Here is an 11,465-nt window from a genome sequence, read left to right on the forward strand (position 1 = left end):
TCACTTAATTTAAAAATTTATCTTCTATTTTTTCTTTTAGAAGATTTCTTTGTGATGTTATTACAGATAAATATCTAATAAGCATCAAAAATAAAATAACTCCTGATAATATCAAAAGATTATAATTTATTGGACTTGAGAAAATTGCCTCAATTGTATTCAAATCCTCTTTATTAACTTTTACTACATTTACAATAAACTCTCTTAAAGCCAAAATTATAAAAGCATCAACTAACAAAGTCATAGAAACTCTTTGTTCTCTTACATAATTTACAACTGCTCGTACAATCTCCAAAAAAATCACAAAATAAAGCATATAAATAATAAAATCCATAAGTTTATCAAGAGCAAGTGCAATCAAAAATAGTACTGATGTAATTGCTAATTCGATATACAACTTATCTGAAAAAAAATTTAATATTGTTCTTCTCATAAATGCTCCTTTAAATTTTTTTATTTATATTTAACCACTCTTTTGGTAATTCATTTATATTTTTATTTGCCATAAAAATAGTTGTTGCAATCATTGCTCTTGCACTTGAATCTCCACCAGCTTTTGAGTTATTTATAATCATCTCTTTTAAATTATCATATTTTGCTAAAAGATGAATAACTCCACTAAATCCACCATCTATATCACAAGCTGGCCCAAATTCTCGAATTGCTTTAAAGCTATCTTCATCTTTTGAATTTAAACCTTTTTCTATCATAACTTGAAATGAATCATCATATTCATTTTTAAGTTTTAAAATAGACTTTGTTATGTCATTTTTTTCTAAAACTAAAAGAAGTAATCTTGCAAAAAAATCTACACACTCTTTTGCTTTTTTACTATTGTGGGTTACTTGTACAAAAATTTGTACATTTTTTAAAAATTCTTCTTTATTTTTTGATACTTTTAAAAGAGGAGCAATTCTTCCAACAATTGATAAATCAGTTGAATTTGAGCCACTTGGAGTGGTTTTATTCTCAATATTTAAAATAGTATTTCTTGAAGCAGAATCCAAATATCCTGTATAATTTTTCATTTTTTTATACCAAAAATCTCTATATAAATCCACATCAAAACTATTTTTATCTTTCAAAAATTCATATAACCAAAGAGTTTGATCTCCATAATGAGTAAAATCTCCTGCTTCTTTTCCTTTATGCCATAAAGCTTTAGGAGCATTTAAAACTTGCCAATTAAAGTTTTTATCTAAAAGTTGTTCTTCATCATAAACCCAATGCATTCCTAAACAGTAAGAATCTATAACTAACACAGATAAAACTAAATCTTTTATTTTTTCTTCAAACATTTGTATCTCCTTATTTCACCCAATTTTTATAGTTCGTAAATGCTGGAAACTGATGTCTAAACTCATCTTTATCAAATGAGTAACAATATGAATCCATATAAGCACAAAGTATTTCGTAATTCTTTTTTAATTCAATAAACTTTTCATCACTACCTTCTGGCATATCAGGATGGTATTTTTTTGACAATTTTAAATACTTTTTTTTCAAATCTTTTCTTGAAACTCTTGTTAATATTCCAAACATATCAACAGCTTTTTCAAATTCACTATAATCCATATAAATCCTTTTAAATTCATACATATTGTACTCAAAAAGTTTTAATATCAATTTAGGTAATCTAAATAAAAATAATAATTAATTTTTAGAAGGATTTTTATGGTTTATACTCTATATTATGTACATGACCCAATGTGTTCATGGTGTTATGCATTTAAAGCAACATTAGATGAACTAAAAAAACATTTAGCATCAAATATAAAAATAGTTTATGTGGTTGGAGGTTTAGCAAAACATTCAGATGAGCCAATGCCAAAAGAAATGCAAGAAAAAATAGAAAATATTTGGTATGAAATAGAAGAAGTAACTGGAACTAAGTTTAATCATGATTTTTGGAAAAATTGTATTCCAAGACGTTCAACTTATCTTGCATGCCAAGCAACTATACTTGCACGTTATGAAGATAAAGAAGATGAAATGATAAATGCCATTCAAGAAGCTTATTATCAAAAAGCATTAAATCCAAGTGATGCTTCAACATTAATTAGTTTAGCAAAACAAATAGGAATGGATGAAAAAAAATTTGAAGAGGATTTAAAATCACAAAAAATAGAAGATGATTTACAAGAAGAACTAAACTTTAGACGTTCGCTTTATGTAAAAGTTTTTCCTTCATTGATTTTAAAATATAAAAAAGAACTATATCCAATAAATATAAAATATAATGATTATAAAAGTATGTTAAATCAAATAAATGATTTAGTAGAAAATAGCTATTTTTAAAAAGAAGAAGTTTTTACTTCTTCTTTTTTATTTATTTCATAAGTGGATCAGTTAATCCTAAATAATACATTCCAATTAAACCAACAATTCCAACAACTAAACAATAGTAAATTGTAGGAATAATAGTTTTTCTTAAAGTCTCACCTTCTTGGTCAAGTAATCCAACAGTTGCACTAGCTGCAACAACATTGTGAATTGCTATCATATTTCCAGCTGCTGCTCCAACTGCTTGAAGAGCAACCATAAATGCTGTAGAAACACCTAACGCATCAGCAACACCAAATTGGAATTGACTTAACATCATATTTGAAACTGTATTACTTCCAGCAATAAATGCTCCTAAAGCTCCAACAACTGGTGCAAATAAAGGATAAATATCTCCAACTGAATGAGCAACAAAATTTGCCATTGCAATTGGCATGGAATCAAATCCAGAAGCATTAACACCTGAATTAATTAAAACTCTTACAAGTGGAATAGTAAATACAAGTACAAATCCAGCACCAATCATTACTCTTGAAGATTCACCAACAGCTGCTTTTAACTCTTTAAATTCCATTTTATGTAAAAAATAAGTGATAATTACAACAAATACTAAAATTCCTCCTGGTAAATATAAAGGATTCATAGTAAAGTTTAGACCTTCTCCTAAAATATTTTTGTATGAGAATGCTAAAGACATAACAAAAGCTTTTGCATCAGCACTAACTCTTGTTAATACTAAAATTGCAGCAACTAATACATAAGGAATCCAAGCTTTTGTTAAAGACATAGCTTCTTTTGATGTCATTGCATCAAATTTCATTTCAAATTTAGAAACCCATGCAACTGGCCATTTTTCTCTTGGAGCAAAATCCCAAGATTTTTTAGGAACTAAGAATCCATTTTTAGCTGCTAAGACAACGATTGGTAAACCAACTAATGCACCAATTAATGATGGGAACTCTGCACCTAAAAATACACCTGTTAAAGCATAAGGAATTGTAAACGCAAGACCTGCAAAAATTGCAAAAGGAATTATTGATAATCCTTCACTCCAAGATTTATTTTCTCCAAAAAATCTTGTAAGCATGATAATCATAAATAAAGGAATAAATGTTCCAGCAATTGCATGAGTAATAGCTACTTCTGATGTAATAATTTGAAGATATGAATCCCAAGAAGAACCAAAATTTGATAAAGTTGCTCCAATTCCAGCTGAATCTAATCCTTTATTTACTCCAATTAAAATAGGAGTTCCAACTGCACCAAAAGATACAGGAGTACTTTGGATCATCATACCAACCATAACAGCTGCCATAGCAGGAAATCCAATAGCTACAAGTAATGGAGCAGCAATAGCAGCAGGTGTTCCAAAACCAGAAGCTCCTTCAATAAATGAACCAAATAACCAAGCTACGATAATAACTTGTATTCTTCTATCAGGACTAATATTATTAAATCCTTCTCTAATTACAATAATTGCACCTGAATGTTTTAGTGTATTTAAAAGTAAAATAGCACCAAAAATAATCCATAAAACAGAAATTGTGATTAACATTCCTTCAATCGTTGAAGCAAGAACTCTTTCAAAAGAAACTTCCCAAACCAAAAATGCAACTGCGATTGTTGCAATATAAACTAAAGGCATTGCTTTTTTTGCAGAAACTCTAAGTCCTACAAGTAAAATACCAGCAAATATGATTGGTAACGCAGCAAAAAATGCTTGAAAACCTAAACTCATAAACTTTCCTCCTAATAAAAATTAGACTAAGAATAGTTTTGAGATATGATATTTTTATGAGAAAAAATATCTAGTAAGAAAATAACATAAATTTATCTATAAAAGTGATAATTTTGGTAACAAATTAGTTACATTTTATATAATTATTCTAAATTCTGCTCCAATAAATTTTTGATTTTTATATACAAAATTTTTATTTGAAACAAAAATTTCTCCATTTAATCCTTTTGTAATTATCTCTTCACTCATATATAAACCAATTCCCGTTCCAACTGATTTATGTTTTGTTGTAAAATATGGTTCAAAAACATGGGCAATAACATTTTCATTTATTCCACCTGCATTATCATAAATCTCAATAATTTTTTTTCCTTCTTCTTCATAAAGATTTATAAATATTAATTTTAAATCTTGTTCTTTTTCAATAAAAGCATCTTTTGCATTTATTAAGATATTCATCATAACTTGTAAAAATTGGTTTCTAATACCTTTTATTTCAAAATTATCATCATTGACAAAAACAAGTTCAATATTATGTTTTACTAGCTCTGTTTTTATCAGATTTAAACTACTATTAATAGCTTGTTTTACATCAAAGTTACTTTTTACTGAGTCTTCTTTATAAAAATTCCTAAAATCATCAATAGTATTTGATAAATATTTTGTAGAATTTAAAATCACTTCTATAAAATCAATAATTTCTTCTTTTGAATAAAACCCCTCTTCTTCATGAAGTTTAATAGCACTCGTTGAAGAACTAATCACACTTAAAGGTTGTCTCCATTGATGGGCAATATTTCCTATCATTTCACCCATAGCTGATAATTTTGATTGTTGAAAAAGAAGTTTTTCTTTTTCATGTAAAAGTCTTTCTTGTTCTTTTTGTAAAGTTATATCAGAAAAAACTGCAATATAATTTGTCAATTTATTATTTTCATTATAAACAGCATTTATTTTTATTCTTTCAATATAAAGTTTCCCATTTTTATCTTTATTTGTTATTTCACCTTCCCAATAACCTGTAGAAATCAACTCTGTCCACATATTTTTATAAAAATCTTCTTCTTGAAGACCTGATTTTAAGATTTTTGGATTTCTTCCAACAACTTCTTTTAATGTATATCCAGTATTTAATTCAAATGCTTTATTTACATTTACGATATTTGCTTTATCATCAGTTACAACTATTCCATCATGGGCATTTTTGAAAACAATATGAGCATTTTTAAGTTCTTTTTCTCTTTGTTTTTTTATTGTAATATCTAAAGCAATTAGTACATATTCAATATGTTCATCAATTTCAAAAGATGATATTACGATTTCTAATACTCTTGGTTTTCCATCTAAATCATATATATTTAACTCTTTTTGTACTTTTTCACCATCCGTATAATTTCTAAAAATACTTTCTAACCATTTTTTTTCACTCTCAGGCCAACATGAATATTCCCAAATATTTTTATCTTCAATTTTATTTTCAAAAAATAAAGATAGAAAACTCTTATTTATATCTAAAATTTTTCCATCAGAATCTACTATTAGAGCAAAAAAACTACTTTGTTCAAACAAAATTTTAAATTTTTTATTTAGAGAAAATTCTTTGTTAATTCTTTTATTATAAGTAATTAACCATGAAATTATTAGAATAATAGATAAGATTAATAAAGCAAAAATAGTTACTAAAAAAGTATAACTTTTTTCTTCCCAAGTTTGTAAAGTTTTGTCAAAATTCAATCTTACTATTACTAAAAATGGATAATTTAAAGTGCTGTTATAAGAAAGAATAGTTTTTTCTTTATTAAAATCAAAAATACCAGAAAATGAATTTTTTTCTTTTATAATAGTCTTTAACTCATCACTAATATCTATATTGCTTTGTTCTCTAAAATCGTTTGAAACCAATAATGTTCCATCTATTTTTAAAATATCAATATAACAATGTTCAATATTTAAAAAATTATTATATCGATTAAGTAAAAAATCACCATTTATGGCAATTAAAACTTTAACTCTTTTATAACCTAAAGAAACCTCTTTTAATATAGGAAAAAAATTTATATCCAAATTATTCTTTGAATACTCGATATTTTTTGCATCAAAAAAATCTCTTCCCTCTTTCGTATTTCCAACTCTTAAAATATCTTTACTATAAGTTGGTATTGGATAAAAAGATTCTAAATTTATTAAAAGATTTTTATTTAACTTATTTGAGCTATATATGATTTTATTATTCTCATCTAAAATATTTATTGATCTTATTTCTAAATTCTCTTTTAATAAATTTAGTAGTTTATTATTAATAATTTCCTCTTTTTCTTCATTTTTTAAAAGTACCACTAAACTTTGAGAAAATAAATCCATAGAGTTTATTGTTTTTGTTAGATTATCAACAAAAATACTTGAATATAATTGAACTAATTTTAAATGAGTTTTTATTGTTTCATCTTTTAAAACACTTATAGAAAAAAAAACACCTGAGATTACAAGAAAAATGATAAATAAACTTGCAATAATTATTTTTGAAACTGTAAACTTCATCAAAATATACTTATTTTAATTTAACAATTGGTTCTAAACCATTTTTTTTAGCTAATAAAAGAAGTCTGCCATCTACTTTTATATCATCAATAAATTTCTCAACTCTATTATAAAATTTATCATCACCATATTTCATAGCCCAAGCATAATCAGTTTTAAAATAAGTAGTTTTTGGTTCTATTAATTTTGCCCAATTAGTTTTGATTAGCATTCTTTTAGCAAAAGGATAATCTGTCATAAAAACATCAGCACGACCAGATTGAACTTCTTCTTCCCTTTGATGCATTTTATCCACAACTAAAAGTTCAGCATTTTTTAATTTTTCTTTCATAATTGGCTCATGATAAGTTCCCTTTGCAACTGCAACAATATTACCTTTTTTATCAATATCATCCCAATTTTGAATTCTTCTATTATTTTTTGTAGTAATTGCATAAACATCACTTGATAAATGCGCTGTTGTAAATCTAATCTTTTCTCGTCTTTGGGCAGTGTTTCCAATTGCAAACATTGCAATTTGACAAACATCATTATTTATATCATCAATTAAAGTTGCAAAAGAACTCATTACAAACTCTAAATTTACATTTAAATCTTTTGCCAATTCTTGAGCTAAATCACTATCTATTCCTGAAAATTGTTGAGTTCTTTGGTCTAAATAAGAGATTCCATAATATTCAGGCCAAACACAAACTCTTAGTTTATTTGTTGATTTTATCTCATCAAGAATATCTCCATTTGCAAAAAGAGCTAAAGAGAAAAATAATAGTAAATATAATTTTTTAATGTGTCTCATTTAATATTCCTAATAACGTAAAATATCAATGATTATACAAAATATAGGTATAAACTATATTAAATGAAAATCTTTATCAATAAAATAATTTTTTGTTAATATTGATTAATTTATTTATAGTATAAAGCATTATATAATACGCAACTATTTAAAAAGGGATTTTATGTATAACAACACAATTATTTATATATTTAATAGATTAATAAGACTAGCCATATTATTTTTTATTCTATATTTAATTTTTACAAATTTTGGTACTTTTATGATAATAGTAGGAATTTTTGTTTTGATTATCGCTTTTATTATTTATAACTTTAAGAAAAAAATGAAAGCAAATAGTTTTTCATTTAGATTTGATAGCTCACAATTTCAAAATGGTACAAATTTTGATTTTAGAGATTTTAATAACTTCAATAATTCAGGCTTTCAAGGTTTTGCAAATGCTCCAAGATTTAATGAAGTTGAAAAAGCAAAAGAGTTTTTTGGATTTACTCACTCTCCAACAAAAGAAGAGATAAAAAAAAGATATAAAGAACTTGCACGTAAATATCATCCAGATATGAATGGTGGAAATGATGAAAAAATGAAAGAATTAAACAATTATAGAGATATTTTGATGAAAACTGTAGAGTGAATTTAAAATTCACTCTCTCTTATTAGAACTGAAACTGCTTTTTTAAAGATTCTTGAAATTATACTTGAAGATTCTCCTTGAGTAACTAAAACTCCAACCTTTCTATTTTCTAAATTTAATGAAATATCATTTAAATCTATTGAGATTTTATAATAAGCTTGTTCTGTTTTTATCCCTTTATTTTTATCTTGTCTTGTAGCTATTTCTCCTCCAAAATCAGAAGATAATTCAGGAAATTCTAAATATGGAACAGAAACTTTTGAGATATTTGATATTTTTGAATGAATATCTTTTATATCTCCTGAACTAAAAATAAATTTACTATTACTATTTTCTTTCAATAATTTAAAATCATTTTCATTACAAAAACCAACTATTTTGTAGTTTAAATTATCATATAACACAAAAATTGGCTCTTTTTTATTTATCCATTGATTTACTTTAAAAACATCATTGAAATAGATTTTTCCATCAAAATTTGCTTTTATTTCAAACTTATCTATAACTTTTTTTAAACCATCTAATTCATTTTGTTTTTTCAATAAAGATTCTTCTAAAACAAAACGTTTATTTAGATTTTCTTTAAAACCTGCTTGTTTATTGATTTCAAGTTCAATTTGTGTTATCTCTTTTTGAATTTGTGATATTTTAAACTCAAGTTGTGGAGATTTAATTTTCAATAATAGTTGATCTTTTTTTACATAATCTCCATTTGTAAAAAATATTTTTTCTATAAATCCATCTTCAGCAGAGTAATACTCAATATAGTTCTTTGATTCAATAATTGCTGGCATTTTGATATTTGTATTCCAAGGAATAAATATCAAAAATAAAAATATTATAAATAAAGTTAAAGAGATTTTATTTCTTTTATTAAATTCTACTTGTGCTTTTTTACTCCACCAAAATTTTAACTCTTTAAAAATAGGTAAAAAAATAAACCAAATAATTTCAACTAAAAATAAAACTATTCCTAAAACTTTAAAAGCATAATAATAGACTAAAACAGCTATTCCTAAAAATAAGAAAAATCTATAAATCCAAGTTCCTATGGCATAAACAATAAAAAATCTCTCTTTTTCTTTTGGTAAGATTTCTGGTTTTACTTCATCTAAACCTAAAATATTTTTTCTTATAAACCATCTTGCCATTGCAAAAGAACGAGGTTGTAAATTTTTACTATCTGTAATATCTGATAAAGCATAATAACCATCAAATCGTAAAAATGGACTAATATTTATAAGTAATGAGCTAATCCAACTTGTTGTTGCAATAATAAATAAAATACTTTTTAATATCCCATCAGGAGCAAAAGACCATAAGAAAGTGGCAATTAAACCTAAATAAAGTTCTACTTTCATTCCAGCAACAACGATTTTTAATCTTTGATATTTTGATTTTAATTTCCAAGCATTTGTTGTATCTGTATATAAAACAGGAAATAAAACTAAAAATGCAACTCCCATAGTTGGAACTTTACAACCATATCTTTTGGCTGTAAAAGCATGCCCTAGTTCGTGAAAACTTTTAACAAAAACTAAAGATAAAAAATAGTAAAAAAAACCTTCTTTTGAAAATAAATACATAAAAGTTGAAGTAAATTTTTCCCAATCTCTTAAGACAAAAATAATTCCAATAAAACCTAAAACTAAAACAATATTTTGCCAAAGCTTAGAATATAAAAAATCAACCCTAGTTTTATTTCTTTCAAGCCAAAGGTCTGGTTTTAAAAGAGGAATTCTAATAAATAGATAATTATGAATTAACCATTTAAAAATATTTTGTTTTGATTGTTTTTGAACATTTATCATTCTTGAAGTATATTTTGAATCATCACAAACAATTAAATTATTATTTATTAAAAAATTAACAAAAGTTTGTAAAGATTCTTTATCAATCTCATAATCTTTTTTTTCTAAAATAGTTACAAACTCTTCAAGTTCAATATCACTTTGCCAATTTGAAATTAATTCAAAAGTATCAAGTCCAATATCAAAATATTTATTTTGAATTGGATCAAATAAAAGCCATCTTTTTGAACCATCTTCAGCAACGGAAGTTTCTAAAAGTTTTAAATCATCTCTTATTTTTGGTAATATCGTTTGTTCTTGTTGTTGAAACATTACCAACCTATCCATTGTCTAACGGCAGTTATTGGTTTTCTAAATAAATAGAAAAATAAAGATACTTTTTTTGAATAAATCTTTGCAGTTCCTCTAAGTCCAATTGAAGGGATGTAACCATTTTCTTTTATATCATCAAAATTTGCAGTTATTCTATAAGATAAAATATTTTGTTCTGTAAGTTCTGGTTTATAAGAGATATATTTTATTTTTGCACTCCAAGAGTTTGTTGGATCATTATCAAAAAAAGCTTTTACAATTGCATTTTCTTCTAAAAAAATAGCATCACTAACAGGCAACATAATTTTTAATTCAATATTATTTGGTTTTGCTATTAAAAAAATTCTTTCTCCTGTTGATACAGGTTTTCCTTTCCAATCATTTGGATTATTTATAATTGCAATTCCATCTTCTTTAGCAAATATTTTTGTTTTATCAAGTTGGTCTTTTGCATAATCAAGTTCTGCTTCTTTTAATTTAACTTGATTCTCCAACTGTGAAATTTGACTTTTTTGTTTTGGGTCTAAAAAACTACTCTGTTTTGTACTAAAAAGTTCGGCATTTGTAACATCCAAAGTTCTTTTTGCTACTAAATAATCATTTGAAAAATCCACATCATCAAATTTTACAATCAATTGATTTTTTTCTATTTTATCATTTGGAAAAACTTTCACTTCTTCAATAACTGCATTTAATGGAGATGTTACAACATAAGGATTTTTTGCATCAACTTCAAGTGGTGCTAAAACAGACAACCTAACAGGTAAAAACATCAAAATAAATAGCACAAGAACTGCTATTTTAAAATATTTATTTTTAAATGATAAATTCTTTAAGGTTTGAGAAATTCCACAACTTCGCATTGCAAATAAAAAATAAGTAAGAGAAGAAGACAAGTGTTTAATCATCAAAATATCATTTTCAACCCAAGATTCTTCTTTAAATAGAAGAAAAATATAATCCGTATCACTATTTTCTTTTGATTTCTTTAAAGGAATATATAAGATATTTGATGGTGCAAATTCATGAAGAGATTTAAAATTTATCTCTTTTAAATCATTTTTAGTATCAACAATAAAAACATCTTTTGCTTTGTCATTTTTATGCAAATCAGTTATTACATCTTCTACCCATTGTACATAAGGAGATGTTGAATCAACTACTGAAATATCTGAAATAGCTACAACTTTGTATTTTCCTGTTAAATCAGTAGTTAATAAAATACCTTGTGAATAATTCACAAGGCTTCTTGTTCCATTTACTATTTGAAAATAGAGCTCTTTTTTACTTTCACAATTTCTACAGTTGTGCTCCAACTGTAGAAGTTTTGATATATTTGATTCCAAATTTTAT

The 11,465-nt window shown here is 25.2% G+C and carries 10 protein-coding genes; 2 read left to right on the top strand and 8 right to left on the bottom strand.

The features are described 5' to 3' along the window. Window positions 1-4: 4 nt before the first annotated feature. The 3 genes from ADFLV_RS09035 to ADFLV_RS09045 are packed head-to-tail and all read right to left on the bottom strand — an operon-like array spanning window position 5 to window position 1,575. Window positions 5-433, bottom strand: a complete 429-nt coding sequence (locus tag ADFLV_RS09035) for a phosphate-starvation-inducible PsiE family protein (RefSeq protein WP_014474459.1) — start codon at window positions 431-433, stop codon at window positions 5-7. Window positions 434-443: 10 nt separating this feature from the next. After that, window positions 444-1,298: an ADP-ribosylglycohydrolase family protein gene (locus ADFLV_RS09040; RefSeq protein WP_129010553.1), complete on the bottom strand. Its 855-nt coding sequence runs from the start codon at window positions 1,296-1,298 to the stop codon at window positions 444-446. Between the two features lie 10 nt (window positions 1,299-1,308). Continuing rightward, the gene (locus tag ADFLV_RS09045; protein WP_014474461.1) at window positions 1,309-1,575 is read right to left on the bottom strand and encodes a DnaJ domain-containing protein; all 267 of its coding nucleotides are present in this window, start codon (window positions 1,573-1,575) and stop codon (window positions 1,309-1,311) included. A 99-nt stretch (window positions 1,576-1,674) separates the two neighbouring features. Between ADFLV_RS09045 and ADFLV_RS09050 the strand changes: the two genes are divergently transcribed. Further along, entirely contained in the window at window positions 1,675-2,298 is a 624-nt protein-coding gene (locus ADFLV_RS09050) for a DsbA family protein (RefSeq protein ID WP_129010552.1), read from the top strand. A 31-nt stretch (window positions 2,299-2,329) separates the two neighbouring features. Here the strand turns inward: ADFLV_RS09050 and ADFLV_RS09055 are convergent, their stop codons facing one another. The 3 genes from ADFLV_RS09055 to ADFLV_RS09065 all read right to left on the bottom strand — a co-directional run bounded on the left by ADFLV_RS09055 (window position 2,330) and on the right by ADFLV_RS09065 (window position 7,355). Beyond that, the gene (locus ADFLV_RS09055) at window positions 2,330-4,021 is read right to left on the bottom strand and encodes an L-lactate permease (protein ID WP_129010551.1); all 1,692 of its coding nucleotides are present in this window, start codon (window positions 4,019-4,021) and stop codon (window positions 2,330-2,332) included. 135 nt (window positions 4,022-4,156) lie between these two features. Beyond that, window positions 4,157-6,559: a PAS domain S-box protein gene (locus tag ADFLV_RS09060; protein ID WP_129010550.1), complete on the bottom strand. Its 2,403-nt coding sequence runs from the start codon at window positions 6,557-6,559 to the stop codon at window positions 4,157-4,159. 10 nt (window positions 6,560-6,569) lie between these two features. Then, window positions 6,570-7,355 (bottom strand): substrate-binding periplasmic protein, encoded by a 786-nt coding sequence (locus tag ADFLV_RS09065; protein ID WP_129010549.1) that lies wholly within the window; start codon window positions 7,353-7,355, stop codon window positions 6,570-6,572. A gap of 262 nt (window positions 7,356-7,617) precedes the next feature. Between ADFLV_RS09065 and ADFLV_RS09070 the strand changes: the two genes are divergently transcribed. Further along, entirely contained in the window at window positions 7,618-7,989 is a 372-nt protein-coding gene (locus ADFLV_RS09070) for a J domain-containing protein (RefSeq protein WP_228712362.1), read from the top strand. A 2-nt stretch (window positions 7,990-7,991) separates the two neighbouring features. Here ADFLV_RS09070 and ADFLV_RS09075 read toward each other — a convergent pair whose 3' ends face one another. Beyond that, window positions 7,992-10,112 (bottom strand): site-2 protease family protein, encoded by a 2,121-nt coding sequence (locus tag ADFLV_RS09075; protein WP_129010547.1) that lies wholly within the window; start codon window positions 10,110-10,112, stop codon window positions 7,992-7,994. Next, the gene (locus ADFLV_RS09080) at window positions 10,112-11,458 is read right to left on the bottom strand and encodes an efflux RND transporter periplasmic adaptor subunit (protein ID WP_129010546.1); all 1,347 of its coding nucleotides are present in this window, start codon (window positions 11,456-11,458) and stop codon (window positions 10,112-10,114) included. The genes ADFLV_RS09075 and ADFLV_RS09080 overlap by 1 nt, the downstream gene beginning before the upstream one ends. Window positions 11,459-11,465: the final 7 nt, after the last annotated feature.

It is taken from the genome of Arcobacter defluvii (genome assembly GCF_013201725.1).
GTDB lineage: Bacteria > Campylobacterota > Campylobacteria > Campylobacterales > Arcobacteraceae > Aliarcobacter > Aliarcobacter defluvii.

Bases quoted from the DNA above. Each gene is read 5' to 3' on its own strand.
- ADFLV_RS09035 (WP_014474459.1), bottom strand. From the start codon at position 433: ATGAGAAGAACAATATTAAATTTTTTTTCAGATAAGTTGTATATCGAA.
- ADFLV_RS09040 (WP_129010553.1), bottom strand. From the start codon at position 1,298: ATGTTTGAAGAAAAAATAAAAGATTTAGTTTTATCTGTGTTAGTTATA.
- ADFLV_RS09045 (WP_014474461.1), bottom strand. From the start codon at position 1,575: ATGGATTATAGTGAATTTGAAAAAGCTGTTGATATGTTTGGAATATTA.
- ADFLV_RS09050 (WP_129010552.1), top strand. From the start codon at position 1,675: ATGGTTTATACTCTATATTATGTACATGACCCAATGTGTTCATGGTGT.
- ADFLV_RS09055 (WP_129010551.1), bottom strand. From the start codon at position 4,021: ATGAGTTTAGGTTTTCAAGCATTTTTTGCTGCGTTACCAATCATATTT.
- ADFLV_RS09060 (WP_129010550.1), bottom strand. From the start codon at position 6,559: ATGAAGTTTACAGTTTCAAAAATAATTATTGCAAGTTTATTTATCATT.
- ADFLV_RS09065 (WP_129010549.1), bottom strand. From the start codon at position 7,355: ATGAGACACATTAAAAAATTATATTTACTATTATTTTTCTCTTTAGCT.
- ADFLV_RS09070 (WP_228712362.1), top strand. From the start codon at position 7,618: ATGATAATAGTAGGAATTTTTGTTTTGATTATCGCTTTTATTATTTAT.
- ADFLV_RS09075 (WP_129010547.1), bottom strand. From the start codon at position 10,112: ATGTTTCAACAACAAGAACAAACGATATTACCAAAAATAAGAGATGAT.